The organism is Flammeovirgaceae bacterium SG7u.111, from assembly GCA_034044135.1.
In the GTDB taxonomy this organism is placed as follows: domain Bacteria; phylum Bacteroidota; class Bacteroidia; order Cytophagales; family Flammeovirgaceae.
Genome location: CP139021.1, coordinates 994,293 through 1,016,137 on the forward strand (window position 1 = coordinate 994,293; position 21,845 = coordinate 1,016,137).

The window sequence follows — 21,845 nt, forward strand, 5'->3', positions numbered from 1 at the left end:
TTCTTAAAGCTCCTCCTTCCCATCTGTGGGCACAAACTTTTGCACACGTTTTCCGGGCTTTACCTCTGAGGTATAGATCACACCTTTAGAATTGATGGCAAGGCTATGCACCCAACCAAACTGACCTGAGTTTCTTCCTCCATGACCGAAAGAGTCTACAATTTCTAAGGTTTCATGGTCTAGCACCCACACTTTCATATTTCCCCCATCGGCTACGTACATATAGGTCTGTTCGGGGTCGCGGGAAAACTCGATATCCCAAATAGAGCCGCCGCTGGCTATGAAAACTTCCCTGATAAAAGTCCCATCTTTTTTGAATACCTGAATCCGGTTATTTGTCCGATCTGCCACATATACATTGCCCGCTGCCGAAAGTGTTACTGCATGCACGGCGGTACGGAAAGAGCGAATGGGCTCGTTACTAGCGGTTGGAGCAGGTAGTTCATTGTCGTGAGGTTTTTCTCCATAAGCTCCCCAATGCCTTTTGTATTCGCCAGTATTTGAATCGAACACAATCACCCTTCGGTTGATATAGCCATCGGCTACGTACACCTCATTGGCTTCCACATCCACTGCTACATCGGCTGGTCCACCTAGCCTCGTAGTATCGTTGCTTCCATTAGTTTCCCCTGAAATACCAATTGTCAATAGTATTTTGCCTTCTTTTGTCAGTTTCAATATGGTATGGCCTTTAGCATCTGCTATCCAAACAAAGTCATTGTTGTCTACATAAATCCCATGTTCTTTCCCTGCCCACAATTGATCTGGGTCATCAGTTTCTTCTCCTTCAAAAATATTCCAAGCTCGTACTACCTTTCCTTCTGTATCGAACTCGATAACCGAAGGAGCCGGTGCGCAACATTCTTTTTGCGGTGAATTGCCCGATGCTCCTAGCTCTCTTCCATCTAGTGAATTAGGTCTTTGGAGTATCCATACATGGTCATTTTTGTCAATGGTAAGGCCAGGTACTTCTCCTAGAATCCAGCTATTGGGCAATTGCTGCGGCCAGGAAACATCTACGTTGAAGTTGGTTGCCGTAAGCGAATCAAATGAAGGAGGAGCTGCTTGCGGCTGGTTACTCCTAACGTCGGAGCAAGATGAAATACTGAATATAGCCAATATGCTGGCTATTGCTAGCGTGCAAATTTTTTTCATGGTTGATGTTTTTAGATTAAATTAATTACACTAGTAAAAAGGGGTGGTTAACCGCTAATTGGGAAATGTTGTCTTCGACAAACATTTGGAAGGAAGGTGAATTCAGATTGATGTTGGGGCAAAGCTAAGCATAATTTGCCTGAAAACAAGTTCTGCTTGTTCTCAGGCATAGGGCAATAAAAAGGGTAGGTAATAATCAGGTTGTTCTTGTACCTTAATCCTTTACCATTCTAAACCCAAAATACTCCTCGTATTCTTCTTTGTCGATTAGCTTACGAGCAGCGGGGCGGAAATCGTTTATGCCTGAGCGAAGGCTTCCTCCTTTCATTACTGCTTTAAGCCCATCGCCAGAACTGTCGCTACACCATTCTGCTACGTTGCCAGAAATGTGGAACAAGCCTAGTTCGTTGGGCTGGAAGCGTGGGTCATCGACTTGGGTAAGTTTCGATTCTGCTCCTTGCGACCATATTATTTTTCGTTTATCGCTAGTGCCGCCGTAGGTAAGGTTGCGGCTGCTAGTTCCCCCTTTGGCGTAGAATTCCCATTCCTCTTCGGAGGGTAGCCTGCCACCAGCCCACTTGCAATAAGCGGAGGCTCCATACCAGCTCACAAATGAAACGGGCTTGCTTTCTGCTCCAGAAACTACTTTATACACTCCTCCCGAATAGCTGATGCCTTGGTCATCTTGGAACCTTGGATGGAGGTTTATCCAAAATTCAGACTTGCTGAGAGATGTTTTGGTAGCATTGAGGAAGTTGGCATATTCGGCATTGGTAATTTCATATGCACCTATTTTCAAACTCTCTATGCCTTCTCCTCCTTCTACAGAAACCATGTTTTTTGGATTGGTTAAGCAGTTGTGCAAGCAGTTTCCTCTAGTGTCTATCAGTTTTTCAGTTCCATTTTCCACTACTTTTGCAGTGAATGTAGTTGGGAGAGGGCTGTCGAGCAATTGGGGTACATATTCTTCGGTATGCTCTGTAAAGTTGGTGGCTACTTCGTATTTGCAAGGGATTATTAAGGTCAGGTCTCTGTTTACATAGCCCCATTTCCCCTCTTGTTTTACCAATAATAAACCTGCTGAAAATGCCCTTCCGGTTTCGGGGTACTTTTCTCGTGCTTTTGCTATTAGCATATTTAAGCGCAACTCATCGCAATTGTTGAGGCAGGTATTGTTGCTGCTTATGTAGAAGGTTGTGTTGTATTGGCGGACTTTGGCTGAGTCGCCGGCAAAGTTATCGGCAAGGTCGTAGACGAAGGGGATAACTTCATTTCCATTTGTATCAATATAGCCCCATTTTCCATTGACCCTTACTCGTGCTTTTCCCTCACTAAACTTCCCTGCTGCATCGTAAATGGCTTTTATCACCAGCGTTTTTTCTTCATCTAGGTAGCCCCATTTTTCACCTCTTTTCACCAAAGCTCTTCCGTTGAAGTGTTCTCCAACGGCGTTGCTGTTTCCTTGGATAGCAATGGTTTGTTCCTCTTGCTCTTTAATTTCGGTTGTAATCATCACTTCCGAAATGGAGTCGGTAATGTTGAGTAATTGCCTGATAAGGCTTTCGTTTCGTTGGCTTGTAGGTTTTTTAAACTCCGCATTGAGCTGGGTCTGGATTACCTGTAGCGAATCGAACCGTTGCTTTTGAGCCTCAAGGTCTAGCTGCCTTCTGAGGGCGGCATCTTTTGCTTCGTAGGCTTCAATTTTTAATGATTCTGATTTTTTATTGAGCTTTACCAAATAAAAAGTAAGGGCAACGGAGGCGAGTAGAAAGACGCTCATGAGAATGACAATTGTCCGCAAAAATGCGAGCCTGCGCTTCCCTCTTTTTTGGATATCGTCGAGGTGTTCTTTGCATTCTTCTATAAAGCTGATCATCAGCTCAGTGGGCTGAGGTTCCTTTTTGCTGTCGGTCGCCTCCTTCATCCAGCTATCTGCCAATATAAATTCGCTACCCCTGAGGAGCAGGGCTTCGTCGTGATCTTTCAGTTCCCAGTCCAATGCTTTTCGGCTGATTCGGGTATGTTGGCGCAAGTAATCGCGGTCGGTATCGAGGGTGCGCATCAGCTCGCTGAACCGCTCGGAATATTCGGCTTGAGTAACTTCAAAGTCTATCCAGTTGAGGCGGGCAAGGTCGGGATGCATTTCCGAAGTGTCCACCTCTTTGTGCTTGATGGTGATGATGCGCTTGTTGTGTTTCACGGCATGCTCAACTTCCCCAGCGCAGTACGGCGAGGTGATGGATTGCGGCGAAATAATGAACAAAAAGTTGTCCGAAGCCTCAATGCCTTTTTGTATTTCATCCTCAAAATCGACCCCCGAAGCTATGTTTTCTTGGTCGAACCAAGTTGTTTTTCCATTGTACTGAAGCCCGCGGTTTATTTTGCGGGAAAAATCCGAATCGCTTCTTGAATAAGAAATAAATACATCGATATTGAGTTTCCCGCTCATGTTTTGGCTTTCGGTAATAAAGCGGCGATGCAGTTCCGTCGGCTTGTCTTTCGTTCGGTTTCCCCCTTCCGATAGCCAAGATTTGGCAAGGTCGAGGTTGTGCCCGTGCAGCAGGAGGCTCATGCTTTTGCCGTGGCGTTCCCATTTGAGCGCTTGGCTCAGAAATATTTTGTGCTGTTGGTAGTAAAAATAATCTTCATCGAGGCGATAGATGAGCTTGTCGATAGCATCTTGGTAGCCATCTTCATCGGCTGCTATTTCACTTCTGCAGTCGATGTATTGGATGCCTCGCAGTACTTCGGGAATGTCTTTGTTGGGCGTTTCTTCTACCAAAAGGGTGATGATGCGCTTGTTGAGCTTGAGGGCATGGGCAAGTTCGAACTGGCAATATTCCGATGCGAGCGAACTGGGTGAGATGAGGAAAACGAAGTTGTCTGCATCTTCTATTCCATGCTCTATCTCCATTTTGAATTCTGTACCAGCTTGGATACTCAGGCGGTTTATCCACAAGGTATAGCTATGTCGCATAAGCGATTTACTGAGCCTATCGGTCAAGGCTTTATTTTCGGTAGAGTGGGAGATGAACACCTCGGTCATGAGGTTGAAAGCATTTTTCTCGCTCTCGGTAATGTACTCGCAGTGCAAGTCGGTTGGTTCGCAGGGAGCTTGCCCCTTGCTGAATTTTTGCTTGAGCCATTCTTCCGCATTTTTCCGGTCGTCGCCTATGAGCAACTTCTCTGTAGAGCGGTGGTGCTTTCTCCATTCCAAAGCCTTTAGAAGCAAATGGGTATGGGATTCTACGAATTCATTTCGCTCCAGCAAGGAGGAAACCCTGCTGAGCGCATTTTCAAAATCGTCTTCTTCTCGGCCGTATATCCAGTTGATTTTCCTTACCGTACTGTCCATTTCTACAATCAGGTTGCCAGGCTCTTGGTAGAGGATAGGTACAATGCGCTTGTTGTATTTTAAGGCATATTCTATTTCCTTTTGGCAATATTCTGATTTAATAGAATCTGGGGAAATGATGAAGATAAAGTTGTGGGAATGGGCAATTCCTTGTTCTATTTCTTTCTCAAAATCAACGGCTTCGGGTATATCTTCTTGGTCGAACCAGATATTGTTCCCATATGCTGTGAGCCTGTCATGTAGCCGTTGGGCAAACGGGAGGTTTATCCTAGAATAAGAGATGAAAGCTTGAAAGGTGCGATTGGATATATCTGGCATTTTTTGATTCTGAGAAACGTGAAATTACCAATAAACTACTACTGGTAGCTAGTCTGAAAACCTTTAGTTGGCTTGTTAGTAAGTAGCTTTTACTACCCATTAAAACTATCGTAGTTTTGGATTTTTTAGTATGGAAGTTTGCTTGTTTTGAGTGGTTCTAAAGCAATATAATGAAAGTGTTTGCTTTGTCAAAACTTTGTGTTTTTCTCTAGGTGGTTTTGGGTACAAAAAAACCGTGTGCAGCTAGCTGCACACGGTGCTGTGTTTGATCTGATTGGAATGCGTTTGTCACCTCAATATTAGCAGAGGAACTTCCATTTTGTTCACCATCTCAGCGGTGAGGCTTTCTTGGAATAGTTTCTGGATCATGCTCCGCTTCTTTCTGGGGAAAAGGGTCACAATATCAACGTTGTTTCCTTTTACGTACTCAGTAAGCCCTTTTTCGGTGCTTTTATGGTAATAATCGAAGAAGTCTGGCTGAAGGTCTTCAAGAAGCTCTTCTACTGATAGGGCAGCTGGGATGTATTTTGTAGGTTTCCCCTTGTACGAGTGAACGTTTACTATTTCCAGCTTGGCATCGAAGCTTTCGGCAAGTTTTGGCAATACCTCAAGTACTTCTTTATCCACCTCGGTTTCTTCGTCTATGGCAATTGCTATCTTACGAACTGGCTTTACTTTCCCTCCATTAGGAATAAGCAAAAGTGGAACTTTGGTATTTTCCAATAAGGTGCGAGCTCGTTTTGTACCCATCAGTTCTTGAAGCCCGCTGAATCGCCTAGAAGCCATCACGAGCAAGTCCATCTTCATTTCTTGGATAATGGTGATCATCACATCGGCAGAGACACCTCGGATAGGTAACTGGTGGTGAGTTACTTCATCCAGCTCGGGAATAGCTTCTACCATATTGTTGTATTCTTTTTTGATGGTATAAAGCCCATTGCGGAAAGCCTGTTTGTTCACTGAGCCATCTGCTTCTACAAAAGATTCTATCATGTTGCTATAAGCATGGAGAAGATAGAGGGAAGCGCCACTGGCTTTGGCTATTGCTGCTCCGTATTTTACAGCTTCTTTTGAACTGTCATTAAAATCTATCGGGATTAATATCTTCTTTATCGTATTCATGGTTTCAAAAATTATGTTTCACTATATTTTTTTAGATATGGCTTATCGCATCCATCAGGCTCATGGGAGTACCTTGGCTTTTTACCGCCAACACATAGGCATATTCATTGCCTTTTACTAGCCCTTTGGTAGTACTTCCCAATACTAAGTGCGCCATGTTGGTTCTACCCCTAGCCCCAACTACTATCATATCGGCACCTAGCTTTTTGCTTTCTCTCAAAATCAGGTTCGCTTTGCTGCTGTTTCCTTTTTCTACCAAGTGCGGGATGATTTTTACTCCCTTCGTATGGTTTTTCTTTAAGAAGATCTTGAGCCTGTTTTCGGCATGTTGCTTCATGGTACGGGCAAACTGTCTGTAGCTGATGTTAAGCCTTGTGTGCCCCGCAGGTACGTCGTACACATGCATAAAAATCAGTGCCGCTCCTTTTTTTCTGGCAATTCTCACCGCCCTTTGGAAAGCTACTTCTGAATGGCGGGAAAAGTCTCCTGTGAAGAGCACCGTATCTATATTGAACTTGGGCGTAGGAGGAACCACCAACACATCACTTGCTCCTTTTTCTGTCAAATATTCTGCTATCCTGCTTTCATTGCTGTTTGCTTGTTTTTTGCCTACTATCACCAGTTTTGGCTTATCCTGTATCGACTTATTATAAATCTCTGTTTTTGGATCGCCTTCTAGCACATCGAAATCGAACTCTGCCTTAGAGTCAAAGTCCTTTTCTATCCGAACCAATTCTTCCATCAAAATACTACTAGGTATGTTCTTCCCTTTCACATTGATGAGTTGGAACTTAGAAGGTTTATATATTTCGGTCATCAGACTTGCGGCTTCTATAAGGCTATAATCTTGCTTCGAGAAATCTACGCTTATCAAAAAGTTGTCTTTGGTTTCCATGATCGTTTTCGCTTGTTACTGTATGGCTAATGTAGCCTAGGGAGGAGTGGGGAAATACTTATAAGCGGTGAACGGGAATTATTTCCGTTGAATCGGAATTAGTAGGTTTGAATAAAAAGGGGTAGAAGAGGAGGGAGTAAAAAAGAAAATGCCCCAAACCAGTCGTGGTTTGGGGCATTTAAAAAAAGCCTTAAAAAAGAGGGTTACAAAACTGCTTTGATAGCTTCTTGCATTCCTTTTTCTTGGATAAGAGAAACGTATTCAGCTGTAAGGTCAGTCAAGCCCGGAACTTTATTTAGGTCTTGTTTCCAAACAGGTTCGTAAGCCAATACTTTTTCTGCCAACACTGCAATTGCTTCTTTGCTTCCATCGCAATTTGTCCAAAGTTCTTTGTACAAATCCAACACGTCTTGGTTGTCTTTCAATGGAATCTCTTCGCCGTTTCTGTCGCCTTTGTAGAAGCTGATAAGCGAAGCCAAAGAGAATACTAATTTCTTGGGAAGTGCTTGCTTTCTATTCACATATTCGAGCAACGAAGGCAATACACGTGTTTCGTATTTCGGCATAGAGTTGAGCGAAATAGAAATAAGGAAGTGCTTTATGAATGGGTTTCTGAACCTGTCCATCACGTCGTTAGAAAAGCTTTCTAGTTCCTCTTTTGGTAAGTCCAAGGTAGGAATGATTTCCTCGTCAACAGCACCTTTTACAAACTTGCCCATTACCTCGTGCTCTACAGTTTCCCTCACGGTGTCTATACCATAAAGGTAGCCTACAGGTACCATTGTGGTGTGCGCTCCGTTCAAGATTCTTACTTTTCTTGTTCTGTAAGGAGTTTGGTCTTTTACAAAAAGAACATTCAGCCCTACTTTATCAGCAGGGAAAACTTCGTGAGCTTTTTCATCTCCTTCAATTACCCAAAGGTGGAACTGCTCGCCTTCTACTACCAAGTTGTCTTTGTAACCAAGTTCTTCTGTAATCTCTCCTATTTTTTCTCTTGGGTAACCAGGTACAATTCTGTCTACCAAAGTATTGCAAAATGAGCAAGCCTCGTTTATCCATGCAGTGAAGCCTTCTCCAAGCTTCCAAAGCTCAGCATACTGAAGAATGGTTTCTTTCAGCTTGATACCGTTTTTGTCGATAAGTTCACATGGGATCAGCACCAAGCCTTTTGATTTATCACCGCTAAATGTTTGATATCTTTTGAAAAGCAAAGCGGTTAATTTGCCCGGGAAGCTTTTTTGAGGAGTATCTTCCAGCTTGTCATCAGGGTTGAAAGAGATTCCTGCTTCGGTAGTGTTGGAAAGCATTATTTCCAAGTCAGGATTTTCGGCAATACTCATGTAAGCAGCATTATCAGCATAAGGATCAATTCCTCTTGTGATACAATCGATTACCTCATGTTCGCTGACAGCTTCGCCGTTTTTGATACCATTTAGGTACAACGTATAAAGACCGTCTTGGTCATTAAGCATAGTTACCAATCCTCGGTCAATTGGCTGAACTACCACTACGCCGGCGCCGTAGTTGGCCTCCTTATTCATTTTATCGATCATCCAATTGGCAAAAGCCCTCAAGAAGTTGCCTTCTCCAAATTGAACAATTTTTTCAGTCAGTCTTTCTCTTTTTACTAATTCTCTGTTTAATATTTTTTCTGACATATTCTTTAAGTTTTTTCAGAAGATGAAAGGGTGCGAGCGGACGCTTGCACCTGCTAGGTTGTATGTCTCTGCAATTTTGAATTTTATTATTTTGATCTCTAAAGTGAAATATCCCTTTTCCAAGGAATAAAGTCATCTTGCCCAATGAGCTGAGCCTTAGAGAGTTTTTCTCCACTAGCTACGGCAATGATATGCTCTAGCATTTCCTCGCCTTTGGTTTGGATGGTATCCTCACCAGTGATGATTGTTCCTGTATCGATGTCGATGATATCGCTCATGCGCTTAGAAAGTTTGGAGTTGGAAGAAACCTTCAACACTGGGGCAACAGGGTTTCCAGTAGGTGTGCCCAAGCCTGTGGTGAACAAGATCACGTTGGTGCCAGAACCTGCCAATCCTGTGGTAGATTCCACATCGTTGCCAGGGGTGCAAAGTAGGGTAAGCCCAGGTTTGCGCACAGGTTCAGCATAGTCCAGTACATCTACTACTGGAGAAGTGCCACCTTTTTTAGCTGCACCAGCGGATTTTATAGCATCGGTGATCAGGCCGTCTTTGATATTGCCCGGTGATGGGTTTGCATCGAAGCCTGAGCCAGCCGCTATAGCTTTGGCATTGTAAGCTTTCATTAGCTCAAAGAACCTTTCTGCCATTTCTTTGGTCTCGCAACGAGCTGCCAATTCATTTTCAACTCCACAAAGTTCTGGGAATTCAGAAAGAACAACCGAACCGCCAAGAGCGGCAACCAGATCGGATACATATCCTACGGCAGGGTTAGCTGAAATTCCTGAAAAACCATCTGAACCACCACATTCTAGACCTACGCAAAGTTTGGTGAGCGGGGCAGGTTTTCTTTCTGTTTTATTGGCTTCAGTTAGCCCAATGAAGGTTTTCTTTACTGCTTCGCTGATCAAGTCTTTTTCCGAAGTGCTTTTTTGTTGCTCGAGCATGTAGAGCGGCTTGCTAAAGTTCGGGTCGCGCTTTTCAATTTCCCTCATCAAGATTTCGGGTTGGGCATTTTGGCAGCCCAAGCTAAGCACAGTTGCACCAGCTACATTCGGGTTGGTGATGTAACCTGCCAAAAGTGCGCAAAGTACTTCAGAATCGTTACGTGTGCCTCCGCAGCCACTTTCGTGGGTGAGGTATTTGATACCGTCTACGTTGGGGAAGAACCTGTTTTGGCGAGTTTCCTCTGCTGTTACCACGATGTCTTCGGCCAATAGTGCATCTGTAGAAGCACCGCTTTGGTACAAGCTTATCAGTTTTTTTACATCCATCTTGGTAGTGGAAACTGTATCGTAGCCGAGTTCGCCTTCTAGCGCATCTTTAATCACTTTGATGTTCCTGTTTTCACAGAAAACCAATGGGATTACAAGCCATACGTTGGCTGTTCCTACCGAACCATCGGCGCGGTGGTAGCCGTTGAATGTTCTGCCTTCGAAGCGAGAAATATCTGGCTTGGTCCATTCGGTATTTCTACTGTCCAACGAGAATTCGTTGGTGTGATGTTTGATATTTTCGGTTGTGAGCAATGCGCCTTTGGCAACAGGTTCGTTGGCTTTTCCTACAGGCACACCGTACATGGTGATTACATCGCCAACGGCAAAGTCTTTTCCTGCAAACTTGTGTTTTTGGGGGATATTTTCTTTTACTTCATAACTTTCGCCTTCAAGTTCCAAGACTTCGCCAGCTTGGAGGTCGGTAAGTGCCACTACGGCATCATCAGATGGGTGAACTTTTAAGATTTTGTGTAACATAAGGGGATAATGTTTTTGTTCAAATACGATTAATTCTGTGATCCTATTTTCAAGTTAGTAAAACTGTTTTGTTAACTGGTAAGTTTTGAAAATCAATAGGTTATGTATGAATAGGATGTCTTTTTTTTGAGCGAATACTTTGTGATTTAGAAACCTGTCTTTTTGCTAATCAAATTGTACTTGTTTTTATGTAAAAAGCAGCTCCACAGATAATTTAGGAAAATTAAAAGTAAAGCTGCTTGTTGTTTTATGTAAAAGCGGATGTTATGCTTTTTTCACTACTGGATTTAGGTTTTCATCGAGTTGAGCCATATCCGGCATCAGTAGATGAACAATTCCTAAGATAACTAAGTAACAAGAACCTGCTATTAAGAATGCCCAGAAATAGCCTGTATTTCCAGCAGTATCCAGCACTTGACCTAGTGCTTTGTCACCAATTATACCCGCTACCGCACCGATCATTCCACCGATACCTGTAACTGAACCAACAGCTTTTTTAGGGAATACATCGGAAACAAGGGTAAAGATGTTGGCAGACCAAGCTTGGTGACCAGCGGCGCCAAGACCAATAAGGAAAACAGCCAACCACTTGTTATCTGTTATTGCTACAAAAGCAACAGGAAGAATGATGATGGCACATATTAAAAGGGTCAGTTTTCGAGCTTTGTTCACAGACCAGCCTTTATTCATGAATGCGCCAGAGAGCCATCCGCCCATGATACTTCCGCCATCGGCTAATAAATACATAACCAAGAAAGGTACGCCAATATTTTTGATATTTACGTCGAACGTATCGGCAAGGAATTTTGCTCCCCAGAACAAGTAGAACCACCAAACAGCATCGGTGATTTTTGCAGTGGCAAATGCCCAAGTTTGACGTTTTGGAAGTACTTTAGACCATGATAATTTTTCTTCAGACTCTGTAACTGAATCACTGTTTATATAGGCTAGTTCAGCGTCAGATACTTGTGGGTGTACCTCTGGTTTTTTATACACTTTTAACCAAATTATAACCCAGATAGAACTCAAGACTCCGGTGATCAAGAAAGGGATTTGCCAGTTAGTTCCATCTTCAGCTACAATCCAACCTACTACGAAAGGAGCGGCAATAGCACCGATACTGGTAGCGGCATTAAATAGCCCTGTAGCGAATGCTCTGTCTTTTCTTGGAAACCATTCTGCTACTGTTTTTTGTGCGGCAGGAAAGTGACCAGACTCGCCAAAACCTAGCCCAAAACGAGCAAGCGAGAAACCAACGATGCTAAATGCTGGTCTTACGAGGGCATGCAACATGCCAAAAAGACTCCAAATAGCAATTGAAAGAGTGTACCCCTTTTTGGTTCCTAGGCGGTCGATAATTCCTCCCATTGTAAGCATACCTAGTGCGTAGGCTGCTTTGAAAGCAATCATGATATTTGCATAATCATTATTGCTCCAATGGAATAATTTTTCAAGGGTAGGTGCTAGTACACCGATAATACTTCTATCGAAGTAGTTAATCGTGGTAGCATACACGAGCATCGCGAGAATTCGATACCTATATGTGCTAACAGCTGGTTTGATTTTGGACATATTTCTGAGTTTTATTTGTAAAAAATCATTTTCATATTAAGAAGCATGTAGATTTCTCTACATGCTCTGGTATTCTCTAGCCTCTCAACTTCTTTATGGTAGCCAATGCATCTTTGCAGATGGTGGTGATAGCTCCAAAGTCCCCGCTTGCAATAGCTTCTTTAGGGAAGAGTTTTGAGCCCATACCTACGCAGTGAACACCTGCACCAATCCAAGTTTTAAGGCTTGCTTCAGTTGGCTCAACACCACCTGTAGGCATGATGCTAGTCCAAGGGAAAGGACCTTTCACCGCTTTTACGAACTCAGGACCTCCAACTTGGGCACCAGGGAAGATTTTTACAACTTCTGCTCCTAATTCTTCAGCATAAGAAATTTCGGTAAGCGAGCCACATCCAGGCGACCACCCGATTTTCCTGCGGTTACAAACTTTCGCCATTTCTGGGTTCAAGATTGGTGAAACGATGAAGTCAGCACCCATCTGGATGTACAATGAAGTAGTTCCAGCATCTACGATTGACCCAACGCCGAGGCAAAGCTCAGGGGTCTCTTTTGCAGCAAACTTGCTTAGCTCAGCAAATACTTCATGAGCAAAGTCGCCACGGTTGGTAAATTCGAATACTCTTACGCCACCGTCGTAGCAAGCTTTCAATACTTTTTTACAAAGCTCGATGTCTTTGTTGTAGAACACAGGAACCATTCCTGTTTCTTTCATTGCCAAAGCAACTTCAATTCTTGTGAATCTTGCCATTTTATTTCCAGTTTAATATTTTATTAAAATTAAATTCTTCAGGGTTGGGAACGAGTTTAGCTAATGCTGGGTAATCGTCCTCGTCAATGAAATGTAGGTTTCTAAAAATTAGCTGAGGGAACTCAGACTCTATATCCACTAGTCTAGGTTTTATCGCTCCATTCTCTGTTTCGAATTGGGACAAGTACATCGGCGTTACGTCACCTCTAGAGTTAGTCGTAACTATACAACCCGTAATTCCTTGGTCAAACAATTTCTTAACACCAATTCCTAATAGTGTACAAAGCGTTAAGTCAAACCCAATAGGTCTACAACACCTTAGTTCATAACCTAGCTCAACTGGCCTACTTTTGATCGTAATGCCTAATTCTTTGAGCTTGTTTTGTACCAGTACGTTGAATATGTTAGACTTACTGATGTTTCCTAGCTCAGGATGGCCATGGTCATCGTAGCTCAGCAATATATTAGAATTCTTTAGTTCCTCTTCGTCGATGATGTGGAATACACCTTCGCTAATCATAGCTACGCCATAGTAAATGCCTTCTATCAACCGCTTCAAGATAGACGATACGATAAGGTTTACTACCTTATCGATAGAGCATTTGGTCTTGTTGAACATCTCTGGGATGATCAGCATTGGGAAATGGCATGCTGAAGCAATACCGAATGCTAAGTGTCCAGCACTTCGCCCCATGGCAGACATCACGAACCAGTTGTTACTGGTTACCGCATCTTCATATATCGTGTTGCTAATCTTAACGCCTTCGTCCTTGGCCGAATGAAAACCGAATGTTGGGTTTCTGTCAGGAAGTGGGAGGTCGTTGTCAATAGTTTTGGGAACATGGATGTTCTTTACGTTTACATCATGCTCCGTTAAGTATTGCGATAACCTGTTGGCCGTGCTGGCTGTATCATCTCCTCCAATAGTAACTAGAAGTTGGACATTGTTTTTTACAAAGAAGTCTGTTTTGAATTCTTCATTTTTTGGCTTGTACCTACTCATTACAAGCGACGATCCTCCTCTACTGAAAATCTGATCGGCCATGATAAAATTGAAATCAACTGTGTCTGGATTTTCAGAGACAAGTCCTCGATACCCTCCATTGATGCCAATTACTCTGTAGCCATCTTTAAGGAAAATTTTAGCCACAGTACTTATTACAGTATTGATACCTGGGGCAGGTCCTCCTCCGCATAATATGGCTATAGATTTTTTCGACATGAGTTTGTGGTATAAAAGAAAGGAAGTAGATACACATATTATCTATCTACTCCCATAAAAATTTGATTTAACTACCTAGCAACCCTACCAGATGCATCACCGCCCATTAGTTTTTCAACTTCAGCAACAGTAGCCAAGTTAGCGTCACCTTTAATAGTGTGCTTCAAGCAAGATGCAGCAACGGCAAAGTCAAGTGCTTTTTGGTCGTCGTTAGGGTAAGTCAATAATCCGTAGATTAATCCACCCATGAACGAATCACCACCACCAACTCTATCTACAATATCAGTGATTTGGTATTGTCTGGTTTCATACAATTTAGAACCATCGTACAATACACCAGCCCAAGTGTTGTGTGATGCCGAGATAGAACCTCTTAAGGTTGTTATTACTTTCTTAGCTCTTGGGAATTTTTCCATCATTTGCTTACAAACTGAAAGGAAAGCTTCCGCTTTAACGTTGTGTCCTTCAGTCTGAACAGAGATACCTTCTGGCTTGATGCCGAAGTGCATTTCAGCATCTTCTTCGTTTCCAAGAACGATGTCGCAGTAAGAAGTCAGCTCAGTCATGATCTCTTCTCTTTTTGCATCGTCGCAATACTTCCAAAGCTTAGCTCTGTAGTTCAAGTCCGTAGAGATAGTTACGCCCATTTCAGAAGCAACTTTTACTGCTTCTAAACAAGCATCTGCAGAACTTTGAGAGATAGCAGGAGTAATACCTGTCCAGTGGAAGAATCCAGCGCCTTTGAATACTTCTTTCCAATCTACCATGCCAGGCTCTATTGTAGACATAGAAGAGTGTGCCCTATCATATACTACTTTAGATCCTCTACTTACAGCACCAGTTTCCAAGAAATAGATACCTAATCTCTCACCACCAAATTGAACGTGGTTAGTTCCTACGTTTCTTTTTCTCATTTCCATCAATGCGCATTCTCCAATGTCATTTTTAGGAAGTCTGGTTACGAATTCAACATCTAGGCCATAGTTAGCCAAAGAAACAGCTACGTTAGATTCACCACCGCCATATACCACGTCGAATGAGTTAGCTTGAGAAAATCTTAAGAACCCTTGAGGAGCTAGCCTCAACATGATTTCGCCGAATGTTACGATTTTTTTAGACATAAGAATCAGGTCTTTTATTATTTAATTAGTTAAACAAACTATATGCTCTATAGGAGCTGATTATCAATGACTTGGGTTTAGAACCCAAAGAAATTATTTGCATTATTGTAGCAGATGTTTTCTACCATTTCGCCCAGCCATTTTTCTTCGTTAGGAAGTAGGCCGTTTTCCACATCGTTGCCCAGCATATTGCACAGGATACGGCGGAAATATTCGTGGCGAGGGAAAGAAAGAAAGCTGCGAGAGTCGGTGAGCATACCTACAAAGCGGCTCAATAGCCCCATGTTGGAAAGTGCTTCCATCTGCTTTTGCATCCCATCTTTTTGGTCGAGAAACCACCAGCCCGAACCAAACTGCATCTTACCCGCAACCGAACCATCATTGAAGTTGCCTATCATGGTGGCCATCAGCTCATTGTCCCTAGGGTTGAGATTGTAAAGAATCGTTTTGGTTAGTTTGTCGTTGGTATCAAGCTTGTTGAGGTAGCCTGAAAGCGGTCTGCCAATCTCAAAATCACCAATAGAATCAAACCCTGTATCAGGACCTAAAAGCTTTACCATTCGGCTACTATTATTGCGAAGTGCTCCAAGGTGGAATTGTTGTGTCCAGCCCAATGTATGGTAGAGCTCGCCTAAGAAAACCAACATATGCGATTTGAACATGGCAATTTCGTCGGTTGTAAGCTCGATGCCTGATCGGATTTTGGCAAAGAGTACTTTGGCTTCGCCTGCCGAAATATTTTCGTTATATATAGTTTCCAGTCCGTGGTCAGAAAGCCTTCCGCCCATTTCGTTGAAAAACTCAGCCCTACTAGTAAGTGCCTCTTTCAGTTCATCTAAATTTGTGATGTTGATTTTGGCGGTAGTGGCCAAGCTATCTATATAAGCATTGTACGTGGAGGTATCTTCAACAGCCAGCGATTTGTCCGGTCTGAAAGTTGGCAATACCTTAATGTCAATGCCTTCTTCTTTTATTTTCTGATGAAACTCGAGCGAGTCGGCAGGATCGTCTGTGGTACAAACTACTTCCACCTTCATTTTTCTGAGCAAGTTCCTTACGCTGTATTCTGGAGTTTGGAGTTTTGCCGTGCACTCGTCGTATATTTCTTTGGCTGTTTCCTTATTCAAGATTTTATCGATACCAAAGTAGCGCTTGAGCTCCATGTGCGTCCAGTGATAGAGTGGGTTGCGCATGGTGTAAGGAACAGTTTCTGCCCACTTTTCAAACTTTTCAAAAGGAGTTGCATCACCTGTGCAGTACCTTTCGTCCACGCCATTGGTACGCATCGCACGCCATTTATAATGGTCGCCTTCCAGCCAAATTTCTGTTAGGTTGGCAAACTGCCTGTCGCTTGCGATGTCTTCAGGTGGTAGATGACAATGGTAATCAATAATTGGCATTTCCTTGGCGTGCCCATGGAAAAGCTTTTCTGCTGTAGGAGTTTCAAGGATAAAGCTTTCGTCTAGGAATTTTTTCATTTTCTAACTGTTTTTAGTCAAAGTATCTTAGGTAAGAAGGATACTTCATCAAGCGTTATTCTCAGAGTATTTATGTTTTCTTTTTAAGCTTCCAAAAAGCTTGTTTAGTTGACACATGTCCTCTTCAGAGTTTTCAATTTTACCTAAAAAAATAGACTTAAATAAGCTTAAAACAATATTTTTTCACGGGAACGCTACCAATAACGTTCCCGTGAATTTGGAGTAACAAAGGGCTTCTGCTTATTACTATCACAACCCTTTAAACGATTATGCAGATGGCTGGAACTTGTTGAGAAATAAGGCTTTTGATATCCAATTCTGTAGGTTATTACCAAGGAGGTGAAGAGTGGCGTGGATTAAAAATATTCGTAAAAAATGTGGAGAGAATACGAAAAACCTCTTTTGCGATTATAAGAATAATCCAAAAGAGGTTTTGGGTAATAAGTTGTTGTGACAATTAATTATTCAACAATAAAATTGAAGCCCAAACCTATGTTTACAAAGCTGATTTTTTGCTCAAGCTCGACTGGTTCAAAAAAGCCAGTGCTAGGGTTGTTTCTCCAAAACTCATACTTTGGTGAGCTGTGGGTTGCTTCTACATTGAAGCTTACGCCAAAGGCATCATTGATGAGGTACATAAGTTCTATGCCACCATTGAAGGCTACGTCTGTTCCCTTTCCATATTTTATGTTCAGCTCTTCAGGGTCGCCAAAAGGAGGGTCAAGTTTTATATAAGTTTCGGGAGCTATGGCGGTCATCGCTCCAATTTTCAACTTACCAATTAGCTTGAACTTGTCCGAAATATTTGCCTTAGCATAAGGGCCAACCAAAAACGTCCACGCTTTGTATTTTTTTGCATCGAAGGTCAGTTCGCCGGCATTAGGAAATTGATTGTTGAATTGCTTGATGAATGTAGCATTATCATAAGAATGGAGGTTGTAATAAACTCCACCGCCTAAGCCTATCCAATCGAAAAAAGCAACACCTTCTAGCCCCATTCCTAGACCACTGAGTGCATAGCCCCCTTTTTTCTCATCGTTGCTAGCAAAATCGGCAAAGGGAGAAGAATTGCCTATCATAAATTTGGTATAAACGGCATCTTGTGCATTTGTCAACTGAGCGCTTACCATAAGCATTGCAAGGCCTATTATAATTTTGTAGCTATATTTCATATTGAGAGTATGTGTAATTTGTTTTTTAACAAAGATAAGTAGCCTTCTTGATTTACCTACTTATAATGGAAAAGGCTTTTCTCTACTAATGAAAAAGCCCTCCCATCGGTCCGATGGGAGGGCTCAAAATAAATATATTTTCCCTACACGTAGTTGTGCAACATAATTGGCATAATCAGCATCAAAATATCCTCTCCTTCTACGCTCTCTTCTGGAGTTACCAAGCCAGCGCTACTTGGTTCCGAAAGTTTCAACACGATTTTTTCTGAATAAAGATTGTTGAGGATTTCGAGCATAAACTTAGCATTGAACCCGATTTCCAAGTCTGGGCCATCGTGGTCACAGAAAAGACGCTCGGTAGCCTCGTTAGAGTAGGTCAAGTCTTCCGAAGAAACCTGCATCTCGTTGCCCGTAATCTTGAACCTTACTTGGTTGGTCGACTTATTGGCGTAGATAACCAAACGCTTAAGCGAAGAAAGTAACTCTTGCCTGTCGATGGTCACGAGGTTGTCGTTGCCCAAAGGGATCACGTTTTCGTAATCTGGGAAACGCTCGTCTATCAGCCTGCAAATGAGCTTCACATTATCGAAGCTAAACACTGCATTTGAACTGGTGTAATCCATCTTTATAATCACATCTTCTGAAGGAAGAGAGCTTTTGAGCAGGGTAAGAGCTTTTTTATGGACGATAAGTGATGTTTCGCCTTCTGCGGTCAAGTCTTCCCTTCTGTAGCGAATAAGCCTGTGGCTATCCGAAGCTACAAAGCTGGCGTTGGTTTCGTTGATGTTGAAATATACCCCATTCATTGCCATTTTCATCTCGTCGTTACTAGTGGCAAATAGCGTGTAAGCCATTGCATCTTGCAACACTCCCGAAGGAATTTCCACTGAAGATGATTGGGTAAGCTCGGGCATTTTAGGATAGTCAACAGCATTTTCCCCTCCAAGCTTGTACCTGCCATTGTCCGAGCTTAGCTCTATGCTGAAGCTTTCTTTGGTGTCAATGGTGAAGGTGACTGGCTGCTCAGGAAGGTTTTTGAGCGTATCGGCTAGGATTTTAGCAGGTACGGCTATGCTTGCCTCATCCTCTGGGCTGGCTTCTATTTCCACATGGGTGATGATAGAAGTCTGCATGTCCGATGCGGTGATTTTCAACGCACCACTTTTTATTTCAAACAGAAAGTTCTCTAAGATAGGTACCACCGGATTGGGAGGTATCACACTGATGATGCTATTGACCTGCTTGAGCAAATTAGAGGAAGAAACTATGAATTTCATATCTGTAGTTTATTGAATTTATATAGTAAGACCGAGAGTCGTCGGAGAAATCCGACATCTCGGCACATTTATGTAAAAATATGTTTTTTTCAAAAAAAACCTCGGTTATTTGCCATTATTTCGGCAATAAGTAAGGCTAGTATTTATCTTTTTTGGGAAAGCTTAAAAGCCAATTCTTTCTCTCACTTTTTGGAGGTTTGCCCTTGCTATTACTCTTGCCTTTTCCTCACCGGCTTTTAGTTTTGCTTCCAGTTCGTCGAGGTTGGTCATGTAATGGTCAAAAATCTCTCGCTCTTTCTCAAATTTTGTCAACATGAGTTCGAGAAGTTCTTTTTTTGCATGGCCATAGCCGTAGTTGCCACCTGTATATTTCCCCCTCATTTCTTCCACTTGTTCTGGGCTGGCTAGGAGAGAATACAGTTTGAATACATTGCAGGTATCAGGGTCCTTTGAGTCTTCTAATGGGGTGCTGTCAGTCTGGATGCCCATCACTTGTTTTTTAAGCTTGTTTTTTGGCAAGAAGATATCGATATAGTTGTTGTACGATTTGCTCATTTTTTGCCCATCTGTACCTGGTATTACCATAAGGTTCTGGTTGATCTTGGCCTCTGGCATCACGAAAGTCTCTCCGTACATTTTGTTAAATGTACTGGCAATGTCTCTGGTAATTTCGAGGTGTTGCTGCTGGTCTTTTCCTACAGGCACTTGCTCGGCATCGTACAATAATATATCGCAGGCCATAAGTACAGGATAGGTGAAAAGCCCGGCATTCACATCCGCAAGCCTATCAGCTTTATCTTTGAAGGAGTGTGCATTGGCAAGCATAGGGTAGGGCGTAAGGCAGTTCAGGTACCAGCTAAGCTCGCACACTTCTGGAATTTGCGATTGGCGGTAGAATGTGTTTTTGTCCGTATCGAACCCAAAAGCAAGCCATGCTGCCGCTACCGCATAGGTGTTTGCCTTACGTTCTTCCCCGTCTTTTATGGTGGTGAAAGAGTGCAGGTCGGCAATGAACAAAAATGAATCGTTGGCAGGGTCTTGGGAAAGCTCTATCGCAGGCTTTATCGCTCCCAAAATATTGCCCATATGAGGCCTGCCACTACTCTGTATTCCTGTTAATATTCTAGACATTTTATGCGGTTATTTTATCGCTCCAACTTTATAAAAAATCAGTTGGATCTGTGTTCTAAATCAATTAGCAAAACTATAAGAGTAAGTTTAAAAATTCAGCCCTTTGAGGAAATACTTTTGGGCGAGTTGCTGAACTTTTGAAAAAAAGATGGGGTTTTGAACGATTTGCCATAAGGGGTTGTTTTCAGCATATAGAATAACAATACTATTCTCTTACTTTTAATTTACGTTTCCGTATTAATCTCAAATATGTTGAACCTCGGCTTTAAGGGTCGAGGTTTTTTCGTGTTTGATCAAACAGAACACCCCTCTTTTCTGTTTTTTAAGCTAATTTTACCTCAGAATATCTTTAAAACCCAAACAGAAATAACATGGCAAGTTTTCAGAATTTACCCTCAATAGAATTTGAAGAGGCATTTGGAGAAACCGAAAATGCGGTTTTGTTGGATGTGCGTACACCCGAAGAAGTGGAGGTGGAACATATTCCAGGCGCTATCGCTATTGATTTCCGCAGCCCCGATTTTGCAGATAAAGTAAGCGGACTTGAAAAAGATAAAAGCTATTTTGTGTATTGCCGAAGTGGTGCAAGGAGCGCAAGTGCTTGCGAGCTGATGGCTAGCCAAGGTTTTGGTGAATTATACAATTTGCACGGTGGCATTTTGGGCTGGCATGGAGATACTGAAGAGGGTGCTCTTTAGGCTTTTGTCTAAAGCAACTTATTTGTAATGAAACGTGTTTACATTCCCTATGCCGTGGACTCCGTTCCGGTTTAGGGATTTTTTTATGTTATACTATCAGAGAAGAACGCATTGATGGTTCTTTGCAAACAGCTATAAATTAACATGTTAGAATTGATAAAACAACCTTGGCCTTGGTACGTATCAGGGCCTTTAATTACGCTTGTAATGTCTTTGCTCATCTTTTCGGGAAAGACGTTTGGGGTCTCTACATCGCTTGAGCAGCTTTGTACCTTGGCTGGTGCTGGCAAAAAGGTGAAGTTTTTTGATCGGAATTGGAAAAAAGATGCTTGGAGGCTCGTTTTCGTCTTTGGCATGTTGGTAGGGGGGATAGTCTCACATGTGTTTTTGCAAAGTAGAACTCCAGAAATTTCGGCTGAGACAATAGTCCAGTTGAATGAATGGGGCTTTGCAGCCCCCGATGGGTTATTGCCCAAGGAGCTTTTTAACTGGGAAAGTTTGCTTACCGCCAAAGGGATTATATTCATGGTGGTCGGCGGGTTTTTCATAGGTTTTGGAACGCGCTGGGCAGGAGGTTGTACCTCAGGCCATGCCATCACTGGGCTTTCCAATTTGCAACTTCCTTCGCTTATTGCGGTGGTCGGTTTCTTCTTAGGAGGCTTGGCTATGGTTTATTTTATTTTCCCTCTTTTAAGTTTTTTGTAGGGCTTTTTAAACTAGCAACAACACATTATGAGATATATAAAGATATTTTTGATAGGCATATTTTTCGGGATAGTTTTAATTAAATCCGAAGCCGTTTCGTGGTATCGGATCCAAGAAATGTTTTTGTTCGATTCCTTTCATATGTATGGGATTATTGGGTCAGCAGTTGGTTTGGGCGTACTTTTGATGCTTGCCATCAAAAAACTGCATGCCAAATCTTTTTCGGGAAAAGCCATAATACTGGAGGCGAAGGAAAAAGGCTGGAAAAGGTATATTTATGGAGGGACAATATTTGGCTTAGGTTGGGCACTTACAGGGGCTTGCCCAGGACCGGTATATGCACTGATTGGAAATGGCGCTACCGTATTTGTAGTGGTGCTTTTGAGTGCAGTATTCGGTGCTTTCGTGTATGGTGCTGTTCGAAGCAAATTACCACACTAAGAGGAATTGAATGTTGGATTTATGAA

At 42.5% G+C, this 21,845-nt stretch carries 17 protein-coding genes; 3 read left to right on the forward strand and 14 right to left on the reverse strand.

Going from position 1 to position 21,845, the window contains the following annotated elements:
• Positions 1-3: 3 nt before the first annotated feature.
• The 14 genes from R9C00_04020 to trpS form a co-directional block, all read right to left on the reverse strand.
• On the reverse strand, positions 4-1,155 hold the full coding sequence (locus R9C00_04020) for a hypothetical protein (GenBank protein WPO36613.1): 1,152 nt from the start codon (positions 1,153-1,155) through the stop codon (positions 4-6).
• A gap of 214 nt (positions 1,156-1,369) precedes the next feature.
• The gene (locus tag R9C00_04025; protein ID WPO36614.1) at positions 1,370-4,828 is read right to left on the reverse strand and encodes a TIR domain-containing protein; all 3,459 of its coding nucleotides are present in this window, start codon (positions 4,826-4,828) and stop codon (positions 1,370-1,372) included.
• A 288-nt stretch (positions 4,829-5,116) separates the two neighbouring features.
• Positions 5,117-5,950 carry a universal stress protein gene (locus R9C00_04030; GenBank protein WPO36615.1) on the reverse strand — a complete coding sequence of 278 codons (834 nt, stop codon included), beginning with the start codon at positions 5,948-5,950 and terminating at the stop codon, positions 5,117-5,119.
• Between the two features lie 31 nt (positions 5,951-5,981).
• A complete protein-coding gene (locus R9C00_04035) occupies positions 5,982-6,845 on the reverse strand; it encodes a universal stress protein (GenBank protein WPO36616.1) in 864 nt (287 codons plus the stop codon).
• A gap of 203 nt (positions 6,846-7,048) precedes the next feature.
• A complete protein-coding gene (locus R9C00_04040) occupies positions 7,049-8,503 on the reverse strand; it encodes a tagaturonate reductase (GenBank protein ID WPO36617.1) in 1,455 nt (484 codons plus the stop codon).
• Between the two features lie 98 nt (positions 8,504-8,601).
• On the reverse strand, positions 8,602-10,254 hold the full coding sequence (locus tag R9C00_04045; protein WPO36618.1) for an altronate dehydratase family protein: 1,653 nt from the start codon (positions 10,252-10,254) through the stop codon (positions 8,602-8,604).
• Positions 10,255-10,518: 264 nt separating this feature from the next.
• A complete protein-coding gene (locus R9C00_04050) occupies positions 10,519-11,826 on the reverse strand; it encodes an MFS transporter (protein ID WPO36619.1) in 1,308 nt (435 codons plus the stop codon).
• 76 nt (positions 11,827-11,902) lie between these two features.
• Complete coding sequence (locus tag R9C00_04055) at positions 11,903-12,574, reverse strand: bifunctional 4-hydroxy-2-oxoglutarate aldolase/2-dehydro-3-deoxy-phosphogluconate aldolase (protein WPO36620.1); 672 nt, start codon at positions 12,572-12,574, stop codon at positions 11,903-11,905.
• Between the two features lies 1 nt (position 12,575).
• On the reverse strand, positions 12,576-13,796 hold the full coding sequence (locus tag R9C00_04060; protein WPO36621.1) for a 6-phosphofructokinase: 1,221 nt from the start codon (positions 13,794-13,796) through the stop codon (positions 12,576-12,578).
• A gap of 71 nt (positions 13,797-13,867) precedes the next feature.
• The gene (locus R9C00_04065; GenBank protein WPO36622.1) at positions 13,868-14,917 is read right to left on the reverse strand and encodes a sugar kinase; all 1,050 of its coding nucleotides are present in this window, start codon (positions 14,915-14,917) and stop codon (positions 13,868-13,870) included.
• A gap of 77 nt (positions 14,918-14,994) precedes the next feature.
• Positions 14,995-16,395 (reverse strand): glucuronate isomerase, encoded by a 1,401-nt coding sequence (gene uxaC / locus R9C00_04070; protein ID WPO36623.1) that lies wholly within the window; start codon positions 16,393-16,395, stop codon positions 14,995-14,997.
• A 461-nt stretch (positions 16,396-16,856) separates the two neighbouring features.
• A complete protein-coding gene (locus R9C00_04075; GenBank protein ID WPO36624.1) occupies positions 16,857-17,567 on the reverse strand; it encodes an outer membrane beta-barrel protein in 711 nt (236 codons plus the stop codon).
• A 143-nt stretch (positions 17,568-17,710) separates the two neighbouring features.
• A complete protein-coding gene (dnaN, locus tag R9C00_04080; GenBank protein ID WPO36625.1) occupies positions 17,711-18,844 on the reverse strand; it encodes a DNA polymerase III subunit beta in 1,134 nt (377 codons plus the stop codon).
• A gap of 162 nt (positions 18,845-19,006) precedes the next feature.
• Positions 19,007-19,975, reverse strand: coding sequence for a tryptophan--tRNA ligase (trpS, locus tag R9C00_04085; protein ID WPO36626.1), 969 nt, complete (start codon positions 19,973-19,975; stop codon positions 19,007-19,009).
• A gap of 371 nt (positions 19,976-20,346) precedes the next feature.
• Between trpS and R9C00_04090 the strand changes: the two genes are divergently transcribed.
• From R9C00_04090 to R9C00_04100, 3 genes are all read left to right on the forward strand, one after another.
• Positions 20,347-20,673 carry a rhodanese-like domain-containing protein gene (locus R9C00_04090; protein WPO36627.1) on the forward strand — a complete coding sequence of 109 codons (327 nt, stop codon included), beginning with the start codon at positions 20,347-20,349 and terminating at the stop codon, positions 20,671-20,673.
• Between the two features lie 144 nt (positions 20,674-20,817).
• Positions 20,818-21,378: a YeeE/YedE thiosulfate transporter family protein gene (locus R9C00_04095; protein WPO36628.1), complete on the forward strand. Its 561-nt coding sequence runs from the start codon at positions 20,818-20,820 to the stop codon at positions 21,376-21,378.
• A gap of 27 nt (positions 21,379-21,405) precedes the next feature.
• Positions 21,406-21,819 (forward strand): DUF6691 family protein, encoded by a 414-nt coding sequence (locus R9C00_04100; GenBank protein WPO36629.1) that lies wholly within the window; start codon positions 21,406-21,408, stop codon positions 21,817-21,819.
• The last annotated feature ends 26 nt before the right edge of the window (positions 21,820-21,845 follow it).